Origin of the sequence: Skermanella aerolata KACC 11604, from assembly GCF_000936425.1 — a bacterium.
In the GTDB taxonomy this organism is placed as follows: domain Bacteria; phylum Pseudomonadota; class Alphaproteobacteria; order Azospirillales; family Azospirillaceae; genus Skermanella; species Skermanella aerolata.
This window is the reverse complement of the sequence record NZ_AVFK01000001.1, coordinates 628,463-648,356: the sequence shown is the minus strand read 5'-3', so window position 1 is coordinate 648,356 and position 19,894 is coordinate 628,463. Positions and strand designations below refer to the sequence as shown.

The 19,894-nt window shown below is 65.3% G+C and carries 15 protein-coding genes; 9 read left to right on the top strand and 6 right to left on the bottom strand.

Annotated features, from left to right (window positions below; translation table 11 throughout):
* Nucleotides 1-20 precede the first annotated feature (20 nt).
* Nucleotides 21-1,880, bottom strand: coding sequence for an aspartate--tRNA ligase (gene aspS, locus N826_RS02910; RefSeq protein WP_044425769.1), 1,860 nt, complete (start codon nucleotides 1,878-1,880; stop codon nucleotides 21-23).
* A 179-nt stretch (nucleotides 1,881-2,059) separates the two neighbouring features.
* Here aspS and rnd point away from each other — a divergent pair, with 179 nt between their 5' ends.
* Entirely contained in the window at nucleotides 2,060-3,229 is a 1,170-nt protein-coding gene (rnd, locus tag N826_RS02905) for a ribonuclease D (protein WP_044425768.1), read from the top strand.
* 148 nt (nucleotides 3,230-3,377) lie between these two features.
* Here the strand turns inward: rnd and N826_RS02900 are convergent, their stop codons facing one another.
* Both N826_RS02900 and N826_RS02895 read right to left on the bottom strand, forming a co-directional pair.
* Nucleotides 3,378-4,886 (bottom strand): Ppx/GppA family phosphatase, encoded by a 1,509-nt coding sequence (locus N826_RS02900; RefSeq protein ID WP_044425767.1) that lies wholly within the window; start codon nucleotides 4,884-4,886, stop codon nucleotides 3,378-3,380.
* 45 nt (nucleotides 4,887-4,931) lie between these two features.
* The gene (locus N826_RS02895) at nucleotides 4,932-7,082 is read right to left on the bottom strand and encodes an RNA degradosome polyphosphate kinase (RefSeq protein WP_044425766.1); all 2,151 of its coding nucleotides are present in this window, start codon (nucleotides 7,080-7,082) and stop codon (nucleotides 4,932-4,934) included.
* A gap of 163 nt (nucleotides 7,083-7,245) precedes the next feature.
* On the opposite strand from N826_RS02895, the gene N826_RS02890 reads away from it, so the two are divergent.
* The 3 genes from N826_RS02890 to N826_RS02880 all read left to right on the top strand — a co-directional run bounded on the left by N826_RS02890 (nucleotide 7,246) and on the right by N826_RS02880 (nucleotide 11,459).
* Nucleotides 7,246-7,770: a SixA phosphatase family protein gene (locus N826_RS02890; protein WP_044425765.1), complete on the top strand. Its 525-nt coding sequence runs from the start codon at nucleotides 7,246-7,248 to the stop codon at nucleotides 7,768-7,770.
* A 65-nt stretch (nucleotides 7,771-7,835) separates the two neighbouring features.
* Complete coding sequence (locus tag N826_RS02885) at nucleotides 7,836-9,461, top strand: CYTH and CHAD domain-containing protein (protein ID WP_147039972.1); 1,626 nt, start codon at nucleotides 7,836-7,838, stop codon at nucleotides 9,459-9,461.
* Nucleotides 9,462-9,485: 24 nt separating this feature from the next.
* Nucleotides 9,486-11,459: a M1 family metallopeptidase gene (locus N826_RS02880; RefSeq protein WP_044425764.1), complete on the top strand. Its 1,974-nt coding sequence runs from the start codon at nucleotides 9,486-9,488 to the stop codon at nucleotides 11,457-11,459.
* A gap of 13 nt (nucleotides 11,460-11,472) precedes the next feature.
* Here N826_RS02880 and N826_RS02875 read toward each other — a convergent pair whose 3' ends face one another.
* Nucleotides 11,473-11,922, bottom strand: a complete 450-nt coding sequence (locus N826_RS02875) for a DNA polymerase III subunit chi (protein ID WP_044425763.1) — start codon at nucleotides 11,920-11,922, stop codon at nucleotides 11,473-11,475.
* A 72-nt stretch (nucleotides 11,923-11,994) separates the two neighbouring features.
* On the bottom strand, nucleotides 11,995-13,491 hold the full coding sequence (locus N826_RS02870; protein WP_044425762.1) for a leucyl aminopeptidase: 1,497 nt from the start codon (nucleotides 13,489-13,491) through the stop codon (nucleotides 11,995-11,997).
* Nucleotides 13,492-13,700: 209 nt separating this feature from the next.
* Here N826_RS02870 and lptF point away from each other — a divergent pair, with 209 nt between their 5' ends.
* From lptF to rsmA, 5 genes are all read left to right on the top strand, one after another.
* A complete protein-coding gene (lptF, locus tag N826_RS02865) occupies nucleotides 13,701-14,822 on the top strand; it encodes an LPS export ABC transporter permease LptF (RefSeq protein WP_044425761.1) in 1,122 nt (373 codons plus the stop codon).
* A 10-nt stretch (nucleotides 14,823-14,832) separates the two neighbouring features.
* The gene (lptG, locus tag N826_RS02860; protein WP_044425760.1) at nucleotides 14,833-15,927 is read left to right on the top strand and encodes an LPS export ABC transporter permease LptG; all 1,095 of its coding nucleotides are present in this window, start codon (nucleotides 14,833-14,835) and stop codon (nucleotides 15,925-15,927) included.
* Nucleotides 15,928-16,049: 122 nt separating this feature from the next.
* Nucleotides 16,050-17,225, top strand: a complete 1,176-nt coding sequence (locus N826_RS02855) for a peptidylprolyl isomerase (protein ID WP_147039974.1) — start codon at nucleotides 16,050-16,052, stop codon at nucleotides 17,223-17,225.
* Nucleotides 17,222-18,259 carry a 4-hydroxythreonine-4-phosphate dehydrogenase PdxA gene (gene pdxA / locus N826_RS02850; RefSeq protein ID WP_044425759.1) on the top strand — a complete coding sequence of 346 codons (1,038 nt, stop codon included), beginning with the start codon at nucleotides 17,222-17,224 and terminating at the stop codon, nucleotides 18,257-18,259. The genes N826_RS02855 and pdxA overlap by 4 nt, the downstream gene beginning before the upstream one ends.
* Nucleotides 18,256-19,089, top strand: a complete 834-nt coding sequence (gene rsmA / locus N826_RS02845; RefSeq protein WP_044425758.1) for a 16S rRNA (adenine(1518)-N(6)/adenine(1519)-N(6))-dimethyltransferase RsmA — start codon at nucleotides 18,256-18,258, stop codon at nucleotides 19,087-19,089. The genes pdxA and rsmA overlap by 4 nt, the downstream gene beginning before the upstream one ends.
* 141 nt (nucleotides 19,090-19,230) lie before the next feature.
* Here rsmA and gmk read toward each other — a convergent pair whose 3' ends face one another.
* Complete coding sequence (gene gmk / locus N826_RS02840; protein ID WP_373866617.1) at nucleotides 19,231-19,884, bottom strand: guanylate kinase; 654 nt, start codon at nucleotides 19,882-19,884, stop codon at nucleotides 19,231-19,233.
* Nucleotides 19,885-19,894 lie beyond the last annotated feature (10 nt).

Genomic DNA, 19,894 nt, shown 5'->3' with positions numbered 1-19,894 from the left:
GTCCGGCATTTGTCGATGGTTTACGCGCCCTTCGGCGAGACCGTGCCTTCCGGGGTCGCGGGAGCGCCTTGCGGCGCCGTGACCTTCGGCTTCGGCAGGTCGAGCTTGATCGACAGCTCCTTGAGGCGTTCCGCCGGCACGGGGGCCGGGGCCTGCATCAGGAGGTCTTCGGCGCGCTGGTTGAGCGGGAAGACGATGACCTCGCGGATGTTCGGCTCGTCCGCCAGCAGCATGACGATGCGGTCGATGCCGGGGGCGGAGCCGCCGTGCGGCGGGGCGCCGAGCTTCATCGCCGACAGCATACCGCCGAAGCGGGCTTCCAGCTCTTCCGGCGGGTAGCCGGCGATCGCGAAGGCCTTGTACATGACTTCCGGAAGGTGGTTCCGGATGGCGCCCGACGACAGTTCGATGCCGTTGCAGACGATGTCGTACTGGTAGGCGTTGATCGTCAGCGGGTCCTGGTTTTCCAGCGCGTCCAAGCCGCCCTGGGGCATCGAGAACGGGTTGTGGCTGAAGTCGATCTTGCCGGTTTCCTCGTCGCGCTCGTACATCGGGAAATCGACGATCCAGCAGAAGCGGAAGGCGTTCTTCTCGACGATGTCGAGGTCTTCGGCGATCTTGGTGCGGGCGAAACCGGTCAGCTTGGCGGCTGCGGCGGGCTGGTCGCAGACGAAGAACACGGCGTCGCCGACATCCAGGCCGGCCGCTTCGCGCAATGCCGCTTGTGCCGCTTCCGGCACGAACTTGGCGATCGGACCCTTGCCGCCGGCGGCTTCGAACAGGATGTAACCGAGACCTGGGGCGCCCATGCCCTTGGCCCAGTCGTTCAGCTTGTCGAAGAAGCTGCGCGGCCGGTCGCCGACCTTCGGGGCACGGATTGCGCGGACGACGCCGCCCTTGGCGATCACCGACTTGAAGGCCTTGAACTCGACATCGTCGCGCTCGAACACCGAGGTCACGTCGGTGATGACCAGCGGGTTGCGCAGGTCCGGCTTGTCGTTGCCGTATTTCAGCATCGATTCGGCATAGGGGATGCGCGGGAACGGGTACGGCGTGATGTCCGGCTTGGCAGGGCGGCGGAAGCCACCGAACTCGTCGAAGATGCCGTGCAGCACGGGTTCGATCGCGGCGAAGACGTCTTCCTGGGTGACGAAGGACATCTCGAAATCGAGCTGGTAGAATTCTCCGGGGCTGCGGTCGGCGCGGCTGTCCTCGTCCCGGAAGCAGGGGGCGATCTGGAAGTAGCGGTCGTAGCCCGCCATCATCAGGAGCTGCTTGAACTGCTGCGGCGCCTGCGGCAGGGCGTAGAACTTGCCGGGATGCATGCGGCTGGGGACGAGGAAGTCGCGAGCACCCTCCGGGCTGCTGGCGGTCAGGATCGGCGTCTGGAACTCGTTGAAGCCTTGCTCGATCATGCGGCGGCGGACCGAGGAGATGACCTTGGAGCGCAGCAGGATGTTCTGCTGCATCTTCTCGCGCCGGAGGTCCAGGAAGCGGTAGCGTAGGCGGATTTCCTCACCGGCATCGGCATCGCTGTTGACCTGGAGCGGCAGCGGGTCGGCGGCGCTCTGCACCGATAGCTCCTGGAGTTGGACTTCGATCCTGCCGGTGGGCAACTTGTCGTTGGTGGTCTCGGGCGTGCGCTCGACAACCTTGCCGGTGACGGTGATGACGGATTCCAGCCGCAGACCCTCGACCACCTTGAACAGCGGGTTGGAGCTGTCGACGACGACCTGGGTCAGACCGTAATGGTCGCGCAGATCGATGAACAGCAGCTGGCCATGGTCGCGCTTGCGGTTGATCCAGCCTGAAACGCGGACGATCTTGCCGGCATCGGTATCGCGCAGGGCACCGCAGGTATGGGTCCGGTAGGGATGCATTAGGGGCGCACCTTGAAATAACAGTTATGGCCACCGTGACACGATGGGGTCCGGCGGCGGTTCGGCCTGGGGGTCACCAGATTGGTGTTTTTGGGCGCAGAAGCACATGGATGCAAGGTGATTGTCAAGTTTAAGCAGCCCCGCTTTTCCGCAGCCCTCCGGTGTTGTATGAGTGTATTATGAACCTGATCTCGACCACAGCCGACCTGGAAGCGTTCTGCGAGCGCCTGAAAGCGGCGGAATATATCACCGTCGATACCGAATTCATGCGGGAGAAGACGTTCTGGCCCAAGCTGTGCCTTGTCCAGATCGCCGGTCCCGAAGAAGCCGCAGCGGTCGATCCGCTGGCGGACGGCATCGATCTCGCCCCGCTTTTCCGGCTGATGGCCGATCCGGGGGTGCTGAAGGTCTTCCATGCCGCCCGGCAGGATGTGGAAATCTTCTACAACCTGACTGGCGACGTGCCAAAGCCGCTGTTCGACACCCAGATCGCGGCGATGGTCTGCGGCTTCGGCGACAGCGTCGGCTACGAGACGCTGATCTCCCGGCTGGCGGGCGCCCGCGTGGACAAGTCGTCGCGCTTCACTGACTGGTCGGCACGGCCGCTGACCGAGCGTCAGCTGGTCTACGCGCTGTCCGACGTGACCCATCTGCGGCCGGCCTATGAAAAGCTGAAGCGCAAGCTGGCGCGGACCGGCCGGGAGCACTGGCTTGAGGAGGAGGTCGCTGTTCTGACCGACCCGGCGACATACCGGATCGAACCGGAAGAGTCGTGGAAGCGCCTGAAGGTACGGACCGACAAGCCCCGCTTCCTGGCGATCCTCAAGGAGATTGCGGCTTGGCGCGAGCGGGAAGCTCAGCGGAAGGACCTGCCGCGCTCCCGCATCCTACGGGACGAGGCGCTGCTGGAGATCGCGTCGCACGCTCCGACAACGGTGGACGACCTTGCCCGAACGCGCGGGCTGGGGCGCAGCGTCGCGGAAGGGCGCTGGGGAACCGAGATGCTGGCCGCCGTCGAGCGCGGTATCGCGACGCCGGTGGCGGAATGCCCGACGGGCGAGCCGAGGGTGGAGCTGCCGCCGGGCCTGACGCCGATCGTGGAACTGCTTCGCGTTCTTCTGAAGATGAAATGCGAGGACGAGCAGGTCGCCAGCAAACTGGTCGCTAACTCCGGCGATCTGGAAGCCATCGCGGCTGACGACGAGGCTCCGGTTCCTGCCCTCAAGGGCTGGCGGCGAGAGTTGTTCGGCGAGGCGGCCTTGGCCCTGAAACACGGACGGCTGGCGCTGGCTATCCAGGACAAGCGGGTTCAGTTGGTGCCGCTGGAGGAGGACAAGGCGGCGGACTGAGGGGGAAATGAAGATTGATGTGTGTGTGGAAAGTTAGGTGTCGGGCTGAAGAGGCCCGACCTACGGGTGACGCCAGCGTGAAACGCTGATGCCGACGCGTGGTCGAGTCGTAGGTCGGGCCTCTTCAGCCCGACATCCCTCTGTGAAACTACGATCTCGACACGATGGCGCCGCGCCGATTGAGGCTTTTGGCGACGGAGTCGAGACGGCGCTGGACGGTGTCGCCGATCAGGGCTCGGACGTCTTCCGGGAGGATCAGGTACAGCGTTTCCTCGTCCAGACTCAAGGCGGTCCGTTGAAGCATCGTCACCACGCCGCCGGTCAGCGTCTGGCCCAGGCGCAAGGTCAGTCCCAGGATATTGGCCTTGGCCGCGTTGGCGCTGTCGAGCAGGCTGCGGGCCATGGCGACATGGGGATCTTCCATCCGTCCGCCGTAGCGGATGTAGAGCGTCAGCGCCAGGAAGGCGCGTTCGTCGTGGTCGATGCCGGCGAACGGCATGCGGAGAACGCGGAGATAGGCATGTTCGGCCCGGTAATCGGGGTGCTCGGACCAGCCGAGGTCGCTGAGCAGGCAGGCGGCGCGGCGCAGGCGGCCGGCTGATTCGTCTTCTCCCGCGAAAAGGGAGGTGGTCCATCCCGCCATGATTTCGCCCTGGGCAAAGCGGCCGATCCGCTTGGCGAGCGAGGCGCAGGAACTGACCAGCGGGTCCTGACGCTGGATCTCCGGGCTGAGCATGTCGAACAGCAGCCCTTCGCGCAGGCCATGAGCGGAGAACACGACCATCGAGGGCTGGACGTGGCGCAGAAGCCGTTCCATCGCCAAGGCCGCGAAGGGGAGCGTATCGGAACGACGTCGCGAGACGCTGGACATCTTGTCGAGCGACGACCGGCTTTGCCGGGCGATCACGCCGGCGAAGTCGCGCATCTGCGCGCCGGGTACGCAGTAGTGATGGATGATATGCAGAGGGTGGCCGACCTGTTCCATGTGCAGCTTGGCAAGCGCGCGCCAGCTTCCGCCGACGGGATAGAACGGGCGGTCTCTATGGCCGGACAGCCATGGCAGGGCTTCAAGGTGCTGATCGATGATGCGGTTGGCGTTGGAAACCTTGCCGCCGCAGGATTCGAGCAAACGGAGCGGACCCAGCGGCATGGTCACCTGCGGTCCGATGACGCCGCGGTCAAGGCCGACCAGTTCCAGGCTGCCGCCGCCAAGATCGCCCATCAGGCCGTCGGCGCCCGGCGTGCCGGAGAGGACGCCAAGGGCGGACAGGCGCGCTTCCTCCTCGCCCGCTATGGTGCGGACAGTCAGGCCGGTGCGCTGCTCGATGGCCGAGACGAAGGCCGCACCGTCGGACGCGTCGCGGACGGCGGCGGTCGCCAGCACCTCCACCTGTCCGACATCCATGCCGTCGATCAGGCGGGCGAAGCGGTCTATGTTGTCGAGCGCCAAGGTGACGCCTTCCGGATTCAGCCGGCCGGTCTTTTCGACCGTCCGGCCAAGGCCGCACATGATCTTCTCGTTGAACAGGGGCACCGGCGACCGGTTCAGTTCGTCATAGACAACGAGTCTGATCGAGTTGGACCCGATATCGATGACGGCGACCCTGCTGGTCGCGCGGGCCTCGATCGACGAACGCCGTTGAAGAGTTAAGGTCATGATGAAGTAGTCACCGGGCCTTTGTCGTGTTGCGTCGAGTGTCGGCTAACGCGTTTGCAGAACCAGCCGGGGAGGAATACGAGCCCCCGACGTAGCGCTGCCGCGGCCGGACAGGCTCGGATTGGTCATGAAGTAGGTGTGGGCGCTGAAGGCGTCCTTGTCGCGCACCGCACGGTGATAAACGCCGTCGGATGCCAGATACCAGCTTTGCGCCTCGTCCTTGAGGTTGGCGACCATGATCTGGTCGAGGATCTGCTGATGGACGGTCGGGTTCTCGATCGGCACCAGGGTTTCGATCCGGCGGTCGAGGTTCCTCGGCATCCAGTCGGCGGAGGAGATATAGACCTTCGCTTCGGGCGACGGCAAGCTGTGGCCGTTGCCGAAGCAGATTACGCGCCCGTGTTCGAGGAAACGGCCGACGATGCTCTTGACCCGGATGTTGTCCGACAATCCCGGCACGCCGGGACGCAGGCAGCAGATGCCCCGGATGATCATGTCGATCCGGACGCCGTGGGCCGACGCCTTGTAGAGCTTGTCGATCAGTTGCGGATCGACAAGCGAGTTCAGCTTGAGCCAGATATGGGCAGGCTTCTTGGCCTTGGCGAAGGCTATTTCCCGCTCGATCATCTCGACCAGCTTGTCGCGCATCCCAAGCGGCGCTATCGCGATCTTCTCCAATGACTTAGGCGTAGCATAGCCGGTCATGTAGTTGAACATGAAGGCCGCGTCGTGGCAGAGCGCCGGGTCGCAGGTGAAGAACGACAGGTCCGTATAGACCTTTGCGGTGATCGGATGGTAGTTGCCGGTGCCGAAATGGACGTAGCTGCGCAGGCCCTTGGTCTCGCGCCGGACCACCAGCGATACCTTGGCGTGGGTCTTCAGATCGACGAACCCATAGACGACCTGGGCGCCGGCGCGCTCCAGGTCGCGTGCCCACTGGATGTTGGCTTCCTCGTCGAACCGCGCCTTCAGTTCCACCATGGCGGTGACGGTCTTGCCGGCCTCGGCGGCTTCGATCAGGGCGGCCACGATGGGGGAGTTCTTGCTGGTGCGATACAGCGTCTGCTTGATCGCGACGACCGCCGGGTCGCGCGCCGCTTGCCGGAGGAACTGGACCACCACGTCGAAGCTCTCGTACGGGTGGTGGACGACGATGTCCTTGTGCCGGATCGCGGCGAAGCAGTCGCCGCCGAAGTCACGGATGCGTTCGGGGAAGCGGGCGTTGTAGGGCGGGAAGACGAGGTCGGGTCGCTCCTCCACGATGAGCTGCTTGGTGTCGGACAGGCCGATCAGGCCTTCCAGCACGAAGACGTCGTCGCTGGAGACGTGGAGCTGGTTGCGCAGGAACTCCCGCAGGTCGGGCGCCATGCCGATGTTGACCGCAAGCCTGATCACGCTGCCGCGGCGGCGGCGCTTGAGGGCGCTTTCGAAGGTGCGGACGAGGTCTTCCGCCTCTTCGTCGATTTCCATCTCGCTGTCGCGCAGGATGCGGAAGACGCCGTGGCCTGTCAGCTTGAAGGGGGCCGGGAAGATGCGGTCGAGGAACAGCAGGACGAACTGCTCGAGCAGCACGAAGCGGACGTCGTTGCCTGGCAGCCGGATGAAGCGCTCGAGTTGGGACGGCATCGGCAGCAGCGCGTCGAGGTTCTGGCTGCGGTCGGGATTATAGAGCTGGAGGGCGAGGCTGAAGCCGAGATTGGGGATGAACGGGAACGGATGGGCCGGATCCACCGCAATCGGCGTCAGGATCGGAAAGATCTCTTCCAGAAAGCGGGTTTCCAGCCAGTCGATCTCGCTGTCGGTCAGCTCGCTGGGGTCGACCACGGTGATGCCGGCTTCGCGGAGATCCTGGCGTAGCGTGCGCCAGCCGTTCTGCTGATCGCGCATCAGCTCGATCACCCGCTGATTGACGGCAGCCAGCTGTTGGTTGGGCGACAGGTTGTCATCCGACAGCGTCGTCACGCCGGCGCGCACCTGCGCCTTCAGGCCCGCGACGCGAACCATATAGAATTCGTCCAGGTTGCTCGCCGAGATGGACAGGAAGCGAAGGCGCTCGAGCAGCGGGTGAGCGTGGTTCGCCGACTCTTCGAGCACACGCTGGTTGAAGGCGAGCCACGAGAGTTCTCGGTTGATGAACCGGTCCGGGGATGACGACGGGTCGACCTGGGGGAACTCGATCTCTTGCGCGCTGGTCACGGCTGCCTCTGGTTACGGGGCGTGATGAGGAATGGTCAAGGATAGCGGGTTTCGGTTACGCTTTGGCAAGCGAACGGATGGCGGCCGACAGAATTTACAACAAGCATGGGCCACGCCCGTTCATACGGGCTTAGATCGAGACGACGGAGCCTGCGTCAAGACCATGAAGACATTATACCTTTTGCGGCACGGGAAATCAGCCTGGAACGATGCGACGCTGTCCGACCATGACCGCCCGCTGGCGCCGAGGGGCGCCAAATCCGCGACTCTGATCGGACGGCAGCTTCGGCTGGACGGCTTCCGGGCCGACTGCATCCTGTGTTCGACGGCGCGGCGCGCGGTGGACACGCTGGAACTCGTCACGGCGCAATTGGACGGCCACGCGCTGGAAATGCCGGTCCACCAGGAGCGGGGGCTTTACCTTACCGGGGAGAAAGCGCTGCTGGACCGGCTGCGCCTGCTGCCGGACAAGGTCAGGACGGCGATGCTGGTAGGACACAACCCCGACCTGCATCACCTTGCCCAGGACCTTGCCGGCTTCGGATCGGATGAAGACTTGAGGAACCTTGCGGCGAAGTTCCCGACGGCGGCTTTGGCGGTGCTGGAGTTCCCGGTGACGAGGTGGAGCGACATAGAGCCGCGGACTGGAACGCTGATCCGCTTCCTGATACCAAAAAAATTAACTTAACGAGCGGCGGAGCGGTCGGCTATCACGTGGTACCGGAACGCACGATCAGCGAGGCGCCGCAGCCAGTGTCACAGAACACCCATCCGATCAAGCACGACGCTTCCGCCCTGATGCCGCCGCCGCAGGTCCGGGCTTCCGCCGGTACGGTGGGGCGCGAGATCGAACTGAAGCTGCATGTGGCGCCCAGCGATCTGGCGCGGCTGGCCCGTCATCCGGCGCTGGTCGGACTTCAGCAGGGTACGGCGGCCAGCACGCGGCTATACACGGTCTATTTCGACACTCCCGACCTGCGGCTGGCGAGCTTCGGGGTGGCGTTGCGGGTGCGCCGGCAAGGGGTGCAGTATATCCAGACCGTGAAGACGCTGGGCGGCGGCAACTCGGGCGATGCCGCCGCCGTGGCGGTGAGGCGGGAGTGGGATTGGCCGATCGCGGGCGAGGACCCGGATATATCGCTGCTGACGCTCGACGGAATCCGGGACCTGGTGCCGCAGGACGCGCTGCCGGAAATCCGGCCCTTGTTCACGACCGACTTTCAGCGCACGACCCTGGTGCTGCGGCCCGATCCGCTGACAGCCATCGAAGTGGCACTGGATACCGGCGAGATCCGGGCGGGGACGACATACCGGCCGATCAGCGAGATCGAGCTGGAACTGAAAGCGGGTCCGGTGACGGCCCTGTTCGATCTGGCGCGCGAGCTTCAGCGGATCGTGCCGATGCGGATCTCGGCGGACAACAAGGCTTTGGCAGGCTTCGCGCTTGTGACGGGACGGATGCCCGAGCCCGCGAAGGCTTCGCCGCTGGGCCTGACGCCGGCTGCCACGGTCGCGGACGGCTTCCGCCACATCGTGCGGAACTGCATGAGCCATGTCCTGGCGAACGAGGCCTGCGTCCTGGCCGGCGGCAACGACGAAGGCATCCACCAGATGCGGGTGGCCTTGCGGCGGCTGCGGTCGGCATTCGGCCTGTTCGACGACATCATCGCTTCGGGGGACGTCAAGGCGCTGAAGGATGAGGTGCGTTGGCTGATGGACCGCCTGGGACCGGCGCGCGATTGGGACATCCTGCATCATCGCTTCTTCCAGCCCTATGCAGAGAAGCACGGACACGACGACGCGATCCGTCGGCTGGGACAGGCGATTTCCTCCTCCCGCCGTTCGGCCCACGCCCGCGCCAGCGAAGCCTTGTACTCGCCCCGATATACGACCTTGATGCTTGCGCTGGGAAGCTGGCTGGAATCGGGACGCTGGCAGGAGGACGCCGATCGGGATGTCCTGGAAACTGCGGCGAAGCCGTTGCAGGAAATGGCCGGCGCGTGGCTTGGCGAGCGGCACCGGAAATTCCGCAAGGCAGGCCGGCAGATCCGGAAGATTGATGGCGAACAGCGGCACAGGTTGCGGATCAGCTTCAAGAAGCTACGCTACGGCGTTGAGTTCTTTCGCGGAGTCTATGCGGCGGGATCGGTTCGTCCCTATCTGGAGAAGGTCGAGGCTCTTCAGGAGAGTCTGGGCGACTTGAACGATGCCGATGTCTCCAACCAGCTGTTGAAGGCTCTGGTGGACGATGCCTCGAAGGACGTGAGGACGGCGGCCAAGGGGTTGTGCCAATGGCTGGAGCGCCATGCCCGGCGCCGCGTCAACGGACTGCCCGATCAGTGGGCCGAGTTCGAGAAGGCGAAACCGTTCTGGGAGTGACGAGATGAGGGTTGGGCGAAGTCGATGAGAACGAAACTCCTCTGCCTCGCCCTGCTTGCAGCAGTTCCCGGTGGGGGTTTCTGCGAATCCGCCGAAGCGGCGAGTACACTGCGCCACAAAGCCGAAGTACGCCTGGAGCCTACTATCCGGCACATTCAGGTTACGGACGAAATCGACCTGGAGGCGACGGGAGAGACGGTGCGTTTCCGGCTCTCGCGGCTTCTCCGTCCGTCGCTGGTCGAAGTCGATGGCGTGCGGGTCACGCCGTCCAGCGGACCCGAGGGCTGGAGTGTCCCTACCGGTGGGCGCGGACCCAAACGGCTCGTCATTCGGTATGAGGGCGTCCTGGCGGAATTGGACTCCGGCGGAAGTCCGTTCGGGGGTACCGATCCGGGGTCGGGGGAGGACGGCAGCTACCTACCCGGCGGCACGGCTTGGCTGCCCGGCTTTGACGATCCGGGACTCGCCGATTACCGGGTCGCGATCACGGTTCCCAAGGGGTACCGCCCGGTTATGACGGGCCGATTGGAGGACGAGGCTCTTGGACGCGCCGTCTTCACATTCAACGGCGCGTCGGAAGAACCGTCCCTGTTTGCCGGTCGGTGGAACGTGCGGGAGCGCATGGCCGACGGGTTGCGGCTGCGGACATATTTCGAACCCGATCTGGAGAGGCTGTCGGACGACTATCTGGAAGCTTCGGAAGGCTATATCAGGCGGTTCTCGGAGCGGATCGGGCAATATCCCTTTGATAGCTTCTCGATCCTGTCGGCGCCCCTGCCGGTCGGGCTAGGCTTCGAAAGCCTGACCTATATCGGCCGGCAGGTACTTCCGCTGCCCTTCATGCGCGGGCAGTCCCTACCCCATGAAATCCTGCATAACTGGTGGGGCAACGGCGTCCTGGTCGATTACGAAACCGGCAACTGGTCGGAGGGGCTGACGACGTACATGGCCGATTACGGCCTGACGGAGGAGCGCAGTCCCGAGGCCGCACGCGAGATGCGGCTGGGATGGCTGCGCGACGTGGCCGCCTTGCCGCCGGAGCGGGACGGTACGCTGGCGGACTTCAAGGCGCGCGTCCATGGCGCGGCACAGATCGTCGGCTACAACAAGTCGGCCTACCTGTTCCTGATGCTGAACGATCTGCTGGGGCAGGATGCCTTCGATCGCGGCATCCGACTGTTCTGGGAGCGCCATCGGTTCAAGCGGGCAGGATGGGCGGAGTTGCGAAGCGCCTTCGAGGAAGCTTCGGGAACCGACCTGGAAGCTTTTTTCCAGCAATGGGTTGAGCGCCGGGGTGCCCTGTCCGTGCAGCTTGAGACCATCACCGCCAAGCGGGTGGGCGACGCCTATGAGATGACGGTCCGGATCGGCCAGGGACAGCCGTTCTACCGGCTCGCCGTCCCGCTGATGGTGGAAACGGCCGCCGGGACTACCGGGCACCACGTCGAGGTGACCGGACCACAGACCGTCGCAACGCTGAAGCTCGATGCCGAACCTCGATGGATCACGCTCGACCCGGACTATCGGCTGTTCCGCCGGCTGGCTCCGGGCGAAGCTCCCCCGATCCTGCGCGACGTGACGCTCGATCCGACGACCCGCATGGTGTTCGCGGGACCGGAGCAGGACGCCGCCCGCGCTTTGGCGGAGCGGCTGATGGATGCGGGATCGCGGGGCGGAACGGTTTACCGGACGAGCCCGGTTGCAGTGGTCGGCACGACGGAAGCCGTCGTCAAGGCGCTGGCCGACCAGGGCCTTCCGCCGATGCCGGCGTCGCTGGCGGGCAAGGGTACTGCGCGGGTCTGGACGGCACGGTCGGACGCCGGCTCCACCGTTCTGGCGATTGCGGCGGACGACAAGGCCTCCCTTGAGGCACTGATGCGCCCCCTGCCCCATTACGGGCGTCAGAGCTTCCTGGTGTTCCAGGGCCGGGAAGCCGTCGAGCGGGGGGTCTGGCCCTCGGGCGACAGCCCGTCGCGGCGGGCGGTGAAGGTCGACTGACCGGCGCCTGCGCTTACGCCTTCTTCTCCCAGCCGCCCCGGTCGGTCTGCTGCCAGTAGGTCAGGTCATGGCCGGCGGCCTTGTAGGTCTTCCAGCGTGCTCGGGCGGCTGTTACGGCGTCGTAGTCGTTGCCGTCGAACATCTCGCAGACGAGGGTGAAGGTCTCCAACCGGGACGAGAGGGCATTGTCGGTCAGGATCAGGACGGTCGCGGCGTTGGGGTTCTCGTCCTCCGTCGTCAGCCAGATCGGCTGGTGCTCGGCATCGCCGTCGCGGGCGCTGCCGTGCGGCAGGAAGCCGAACTCCTTGTAGGACCAGAGGTGCTGAGTCAACGCTTCGACGCGTTCCTCCGATCCGGCCATGACGACGGCCCGCCAGCCGCGCTCCAGGGTCTTCTCCAGGATTTGCGGCAGGGCGTCTTCCAGCGTCTTGCGCTGGAGGTGGTAGAAGCGGACCTCTGTCATGACGGCGGTTTACGCGGGAGCACGGCCCCCGCGCAATCCTTTCGTTCAGGCTTACGGTTCAAGGACTTTCCGTCAGCCCTCGAACACGTCGGCGACGTAGCGGTCGAGCAGGCGGACGCCGAACGCGGTGCTGCCCTTCGGCACGGTACCGCTGTCCTTCTTGGCCCAGGTCACGCCCGCGATGTCCAGGTGAGCCCAGGGAACATTGTTGACGAAGCGCTGGATGAACTGGGCGCCGATGATGCTGCCGGCGTCGCGGCTGCCGGCGATGTTCTTGACGTCGGCGGCGTCGGAGTTGATCGCCTTGTCGTAGGCGTCGTTCATCGGCATCCGCCACAGCTTCTCGCCGACCTTCAGGCCTGCCGCCGTCAATTGCTCCGACAACCCGTCATTGTTGGAGAACAGGCCGGCATGCTCAGTCCCCAGCGCCACGATGATGGCGCCGGTCAGGGTCGCCAGATTGATCATGGCGCGCGGCTTGAAGGTGTCCTGGGTGAACCACAGCGCATCGGCCAGAACGAGGCGGCCTTCTGCGTCGGTGTTCAGCACCTCGATCGTCTGGCCGGACATGCTGGTGACGATGTCGCCGGGACGCTGGGCGTTGCCCGACGGCATGTTCTCGACCAATCCGACCACGCCGACGGCGTTGACCTTCGCCTTGCGGCCGGCCAGCGCCTTCATCAGGCCGAGAACGACGCCGGCGCCGCCCATGTCCCACTTCATGTCTTCCATGCCGGCGGCGGGCTTAATCGAGATGCCGCCGGTATCGAAGGTGACGCCCTTGCCGACGAAGGCGACCGGCTGCTTGTCGGCGGCTCCGGGATCGCCGTCGTACTTCATGACGACCAGATACGGCTCTTGGACGCTGCCCTGCGCCACGCCAAGGATGGCGCCCATGCCGAGCTTGGCCATCTGCTCCTGGTCGAGCACCTGGACCTCGACGCCGATTTCGGTCAGCTCGCGGCAGCGCTCGGCGAAGGTACGGGGATAAAGGATGTTGGCGGGTTCCGACACGACGTCGCGGGCCAGGAAGATGCCATGGGCAAGCGCCTCGCGCTTGGCGAAGATGTCCTGGGCTGCTGCCGCATCGCCGGATAGGACGGCGATCGACTGGAGAGCAGGTTTCGCCTCCGGCTTCTCCTTGGTGCGGTACTTGTCGAAGCGGTAGGAGCGCAGGAGCGCTCCGAAGGCGATTTCGGCCGCGACCTGGGCGGGGGCCAAGCTGCTGCCGGGCAAGTCGTCGATCACGACGGAGACTTCCGCCGCATTCTTGCCCAATGCCGCCACAATGGCGCCACCGGCATCCTGTACCGTGGTGTCCTTGATCTGGTCGGGCTTGCCGAGACCGATCAGGAGGATGTGGTTCAGGTCGACGCCGCCGGGGGCGACGATGGTGAGGGTTTCATCGGCCTTGCCGGAAAACTTGTTGGCGGCCATGGCTCGGGTCAGGATGCCGCCTGTCCTGGCATCCAGGTCGGTCCCGGTTTTCGTCAGCGTCCGATCGGCCAGAACCGGAAGGGCGATCGAGCCGGCCTGGGGCAGCGACAGATCGGAGAACGTGAATTTCATGTCTACCCTCTTGGTTTATCATAGTCGGCCAGATAGGGCCGATTGGCCCGGCGGCAATTTGGCCGTTCCGGCATCGGATGGTTGTTTCGGCGGCGCGTGTCCGATAAAGAACACCGACCATACGCTGTCAAGCTACGCCGACCACGGCTCATGCGCTACTGCCGTCCGCCGGGCGATTGGCGGGAACGGTAGTTGGATATGACGAGTCCATGAAACGGTTGACGCTTTACCTCTTCCGCCACCTGATGGTGGCGACTTTGTTCGTCACCGCAGGCCTGACGCTGGTGATCTGGTTGACCCAGTCCTTGCGCTTGCTGGAACTCGTGGTGGACGGCGGGGCTCCCATTTATCTGTTCCTCCAGCTCATGCTGGTGACCCTCCCGACATTCCTGTCCATCGTCCTGCCGATCGGGCTGCTGGCGGCCGTCCTGTTCACCTATAACCGCCTGACGATGGATTCGGAACTGGTCGTCATGCGTGCGGCGGGCCTCGGCCCGTGGGGGCTGGCCAAGCCGGCGGTCCTGCTGGGCCTGATCGTCATGACGATATGTTATGTCCTGACCCTGTATCTGGCACCGGCGTCCTACGGCGAGCTGGCGCGGCTGGAGGGCATGGCGAAGAGCCAGTTTTCCACCGTCTTCCTGCGCGAAGGCGTCTTCAACGAGGCCGGCGACGGCCTGACCGTCTATGTCCGCCGCCGCATGAACGATGGCGAGCTTCAGGGACTGCTGATCCACGATACCCGGATCGAAGGCAAGCCCGTCACGATCATGGCCGACCGAGGCCGGACGGTGGAAGGCGGCGCCGGTGCGCGCGTCGTCGTTTTCGACGGCAACCGGCAGGAGATGGATCTGGCAACCGGCCGCATGTCGCAACTCTTCTTCGACCGTTACGCCGTGGATCTGCGTGTCTTCGAACGCCAGTTGTCGGAGCGCTTACCCGACGCGCGCGAGCGGTCTACCGCCGAGCTGATGCACGCTGACGAAATCCCGGAGTTGGCTCCCTTCAAGGCGCGGCTGACCGCCGAGCTACACCAGCGCTACACCACCCCGATCTTTGCACTGGGCTTCACGCTGATGGGAGTGGCGATCCTGCTGGTGGGCGAGTTCAACCGTCGAGGACAGAGCCGGCGCATCGTCGCGGCGGTGGCGGCGGTCCTGGTGCTCCAGAGCGCGTCGCTCGGCATCACCAACCTGTCGGTCAACAACAACGCCTTCATTCCGCTGCTCTACGTGGTGGTGACGATCCCGGTCCTGGTGGGCATCTTCATGATGCTGAGACAGGGTATCCGCGGGCGCGGCACCGGCCATCTGCGGCCGACGGCGGGATAGGAACAGCGCGATGCGAACTTCGGGCACCCTTTCCCGTTATATCGGGCGGCAGTTCCTTTTCTACTTCTGCATGCTGCTTGGCATCCTGTTGTCGGTCATCCTGCTGATCGATACCGTGGAGCTGCTGCGCCGCGCCGCCGGCAAGCCGGACGCGACCTTTTCGATCGTGATCCAGATGGCGATGTTCAAGTTGCCGGAGATCGGCCAGCAGGTCTTCCCCTTCGTGATCCTGTTCGCCGGCATGTTCACCTTCTGGCGATTGACGCGCAGTCAGGAGCTGGTGGTGGCGCGTGCCGTGGGAGTTTCGGCCTGGCAGTTCCTGGGGCCGGTGCTGATGGTCGCGCCACTGATCGCGGTGATCCAGGTCACCGTCATAAATCCGGTGGGATCGGTGCTGGTCGCCCGGTACGAGAAGTTGGAGGACCGCTACCTGCGCGGACGGACCAGCTCGCTCGTGGTGTCGGGGTCGGGGTTGTGGCTGCGCCAGATCCAGGATGACGGGCAGGTCCTGATCCATGCCGATTCCGTCGAGGCCGGGACGACAAGGCTGCAACCGGTCAACATCTTCACGTTTGACGAAAAGGGCGTCTTCGTAAACCGGATCGACGCGGCGTCGGCGACCCTGCAACCGGGATCGTGGACCATCCGCGACGGTTGGCTGAACACCGGCAATGGACCGGCGGAGCGCTTCGGCGAATACAAGCTCCCCACCGACCTGACGCTGGAGCGCATCCAGGAGAGTTTCGCTTCACCCGACAGCCTATCGTTCTGGGAACTGCCCGGCTTCATCAAGACGCTCCAGAACACCGGATTCTCCGCAACCCGGCACCGGCTGCACTTCCAGTCGCTGCTGTCCACGCCGCTGCTGTTCTGTGCGATGGTACTTTTCGCCGCAGCCTTCTCGCTCCGGCAGACACGGCGCGGCGGCACCATGGTCATGGTCGCGGGCGGCGTGGTGACCGGCTTCGTGCTGTTCCTGTTCAGCGACATCGTCCGCGCCTTCGGCATCTCCGAGACGATACCGGTGCCGCTGGCGGCGTGGGCGCCCGCCGGGGCGAGCCTTCTGCTTGGCATCACGGCGCTGCTGCATCTTGAGGACGGGTAGGTCGGCAATGCTCACGCCTTCGATGCCCGTGCTTCCAAAGGAAGTCCGAACCGTATAAGACCAAGCCGCATTTGAACCCGTATCCGAAACCGCGAACGCCCAAAGCTTTGGAAGGGCCGACAGTGTACAGAACCATGCATTCCTCGATTGTCCGCAGCATCCCACAGGCCAACAAGATCGCCGCAACGGTCGTCGCAGCCATGGTCGGCCTTGCCGGAGCCTTGCCGGCCTCAGCCCAGTTCGCCACTCCGCAGACGATGCCTCAGGGCGGTCAGCAACAGCAGCAGACCCAACCGCAGGCTCCCAGACCGGCTCCGCAGCAGCAAGCGCCCCGGCCGGCGCCGCAGGCGGCGCCTCGTGCCGCTCCGCAGCAGCCCGCTTCCCCGCCGGTGGCGGCCCCGCTCGCCCCGCCGCCCGCCCGCTCGACGGAGGGCATCGCGGCGGTCGTCAACGACGACATCATCTCGATCTCCGACCTGACCGCCCGGCTCCAGCTTGCGCTGGTGTCCTCGGGCTTGCCCAATACGCCGGAGACCCGCCAGCGCCTCACCCCGCAGGTCCTGCGCAGCCTGGTGGACGAACGGCTTCAGCTTCAGGAGGCGTCGCGGACCAATGTTTCGGTGACGGACAAGGAAATCAGCGACGCCCTGGGCCGGGTCGCGGAACAGAACCGCATGGAGCGCGAGCAGCTCGAGAAGATGCTGGCAAGCCAGGGTGTGCCGCGCAGCACCCTGGAAGACCAGATCCGCTCGACCATCGCCTGGGGCAAGCTGGTCCAGCGCCGCCTGCGGCCGTCGATCGAGATCGGACAGGACGAGATCGATCAGGTCATCCAGCGTATCCAGGCCAACGCGGGCAAGCCGGAATATCTTGCGGCCGAGATTTTCCTGTCGGTCGATACGCCGGAGCGCGAGGACGACGTGCGCCGGCTGGCGGACCGGCTTTACGAGCAGATCGGCCAAGGCGCCAGCTTCCCGGCCGTGGCGCGCCAGTTCTCGCAGTCGGCAGGTGCCGCCAACGGCGGCGACCTCGGCTGGGTCCAGCAGGGCCAGCTTCCGGAAGACTTGGACAGCGCCCTGAAGCAGCTTCGTCCAGGTCAGGCGACACGCCCAATCCGCAGCATCACCGGCTACCATATTTTGATGCTTCGTGACGAGCGGACGGTCGGGGCCGCCAACAGCCTGCCCCCGCGTGAGCAGATCATGAACTCGCTTGGCCAGGAGAAGCTGGACATGCTCCAGCGCCGGCTCCTGCGCGACCTGCGCCGCGCCGCGTTCGTGGATCTGCGCGTCGGATGACGGCCGACGGGCTGAGGCCGGGTCTGGCGCCGCTCGCCCTGACGATGGGCGAGCCGGCGGGCATCGGCGGCGAGTTGGCGCTGAAAGCCTGGAGCTGCCGGTCCGTGAAGGCGGTGCCGGCATTCGTGCTGCTGGACGATCCGGAGCGTATCGCCGCACTTGCGAGGCGGATCGGACTGGATGTCCCGGTGGAGGCGGTCGGCAGCGCCGGTGAAGCGGTCGGGGTCTTCAGCCGCGCGCTTCCGGTGCTGCCGACCTCGCTGGACCATTCGGTTGAGCTGGGATTGCCCGATCCGTCCAACGGCGCCGCCGTGCTGAACAGCATCGAGCAGGCGGTGGCGCTGGTTCATGCCGGTGAGTGCGCCGGCATGGTTACCAATCCGATCCAGAAGAGTGCGCTCTACGAGGCGGGCTTCGGCTATCCCGGCCATACCGAGTACCTGGCGGCACTCGCGGGAATGGATACCGAGCCGGTGATGATGCTGGCCGGCGGCGGGCTGCGGGTCGTGCCGGTCACCATTCACCTGCCGCTGCGCGACGCGATCGAGACGCTGTCTACCGATATGATCGTCCAGTGCGGGCGCGTCACGGCGGCGGGCCTGAGGGAGGATTTCGGGATCGCCCAGCCGCGGCTGGCATTGGCCGCTCTCAACCCGCATGGCGGCGAGAGCGGATCCCTGGGCATGGAAGAGATCGAGATCATCGCACCGGCTGCCGAGATCCTCAGGCGGGAGGGCTATTCGGTCATCGGACCGCTGCCGGCGGACACCCTGTTCCACGCGGCCGCCCGCAGCCGCTATGACGCCGTCCTGTGCATGTACCACGATCAGGCGCTGATCCCGCTGAAGACAGTGGATTTCGATACAGGCGTCAACATCACGCTCGGCCTTCCCTTCGTCCGCACCTCGCCCGACCACGGGACGGCGCTGGACATCGCCGGCACCGGCAAGGCAGACCCATCGAGCCTGATCGCGGCCATGAAGACGGCGGTAGAGATGGCTGGATACCGGGCGTCGCGGCAGGCCGTACGATGAGCCGGATCGACGACCTGCCGCCCCTGCGGGAGGTGATCGCCCGCTTCGACTTGGGCGCACGCAAGGCGCTCGGCCAGAACTTCCTGCTGGACCTCAACCTCACGGGACGAATCGCCCGATCGGCCGGCGATCTTTCCGGTGTTACGGTGATCGAGATCGGTCCAGGACCCGGCGGTCTGACGCGCGCGCTTCTCAACAGCGATGCCGCCGCGGTCGTCGCGGTCGAGCGCGACAATCGCTGTATCGTGGCTCTTGCCGATCTGGTGGCGGCCGCCGAAGGCCGGCTGCGCCTGATCGAGGGCGATGCGCTGGAAGTAGATCCGGAGGCCATCGCCCCTGCCCCACGCGCCATCGTCGCCAACCTGCCCTACAACGTGGCGACACCGCTGCTGATCGGCTGGCTGAAGCGGATCGAGCAGTTCCGCAGCCTGACGTTGATGTTCCAGCGGGAAGTGGCCGACCGTCTGTCCGCCAAGCCAGGGAGCAAGGCCTATGGCAGGCTGTCGGTAATATCCCAGTGGCGGGCCGAAGTCCGCCCGCTGTTCAACCTGCCCGCCCGCGCCTTCACGCCGCCGCCGAAGATCGAGTCGACGGTCGTGCAGTTCATCCCGCGTCAAGCACCGGAGCCGGCGGAGTTCGCTGCGATGGAAGCGGTGACGGCGGCTGCCTTCGGCCAGCGCCGCAAGATGCTGCGCGCCAGCTTGAAGTCGCTCGGCAATTCCGAGGCGCTGATCGAGGAATGCGGGCTGATCCCGACCCAGCGGGCGGAGGAGGTCCCGGTGGCCGGGTTCGCGGCGCTGGCAAGAGCTTGGCGGGCCAGCCGGGCGTAAGGCAACGGCATTTAATATCAGGGGCCGAAGACATTGGGATTGTGAGGACGGTGTTTGTTGGACCACGGCCCAACCTACAGGCTCCTGCTTCGTAGGTTGGGCCGTGGTCCAACATTTCCGGAGCGCAACCGATCGAATAGATCAGGCGCCTTCCTGAAGCTGCCGGACGAAGTCGGACAGGCCGATCTGGCGGCGGCGCTTCAGGCGCTCCGCTTCCAGGATCGACTGGACCTGATGGACGCTGTTCTCGACGTCGTAGTTGACGATCACGTATTCGTAATCGAAGTAGTGGCTCATCTCGTCCGCCGCCTTGGCCATGCGGCCGGCGATGACCTCGACGCTGTCCTGGGCGCGGGTGTGAAGCCGGCGCTCCAGCTCCTTCGACGACGGCGGCAGCACGAAGATGCTGACGAGGTCGTCGCGGGCGTTCTCCGCCAGTTGCTGGGTGCCCTGCCAGTCGATGTCGAACAGGATCTCGCGGCCCTTTGACAGCGCCAGTTCGACCGGCGCGCGGGGTGTGCCGTAATAGTTGCCGAAGACGCGGGCGTGCTCGAGCAACTGCTTGTCGACGACCATCCGCTCGAAGGCGGCATGGTCGATGAAGTGATAATCGACTCCATCCACTTCACCTGGACGCGGCGGTCGGGTGGTAACGGAAACCGACATCGTCAGGCTGCTGTTGCGCTGAAGCATGCGCCGCGCGATCGTGGTCTTGCCGGCGCCCGACGGCGACGACAGCACCAGCATCAAACCCCGGCGTCCGATCTTGGCCGGCCCCGGACCGGCGGGCTGCAAGTCCATGGGT

Coding starts and splice junctions, on each gene's coding strand:
- aspS (WP_044425769.1), bottom strand. CDS start 1,880: ATGCATCCCTACCGGACCCATACCTGCGGTGCCCTGCGCGATACCGAT.
- rnd (WP_044425768.1), top strand. CDS start 2,060: ATGAACCTGATCTCGACCACAGCCGACCTGGAAGCGTTCTGCGAGCGC.
- N826_RS02900 (WP_044425767.1), bottom strand. CDS start 4,886: ATGACCTTAACTCTTCAACGGCGTTCGTCGATCGAGGCCCGCGCGACC.
- N826_RS02890 (WP_044425765.1), top strand. CDS start 7,246: ATGAAGACATTATACCTTTTGCGGCACGGGAAATCAGCCTGGAACGAT.
- N826_RS02880 (WP_044425764.1), top strand. CDS start 9,486: ATGAGAACGAAACTCCTCTGCCTCGCCCTGCTTGCAGCAGTTCCCGGT.
- N826_RS02875 (WP_044425763.1), bottom strand. CDS start 11,922: ATGACAGAGGTCCGCTTCTACCACCTCCAGCGCAAGACGCTGGAAGAC.
- N826_RS02870 (WP_044425762.1), bottom strand. CDS start 13,491: ATGAAATTCACGTTCTCCGATCTGTCGCTGCCCCAGGCCGGCTCGATC.
- lptF (WP_044425761.1), top strand. CDS start 13,701: ATGAAACGGTTGACGCTTTACCTCTTCCGCCACCTGATGGTGGCGACT.
- lptG (WP_044425760.1), top strand. CDS start 14,833: ATGCGAACTTCGGGCACCCTTTCCCGTTATATCGGGCGGCAGTTCCTT.
- pdxA (WP_044425759.1), top strand. CDS start 17,222: ATGACGGCCGACGGGCTGAGGCCGGGTCTGGCGCCGCTCGCCCTGACG.
- rsmA (WP_044425758.1), top strand. CDS start 18,256: ATGAGCCGGATCGACGACCTGCCGCCCCTGCGGGAGGTGATCGCCCGC.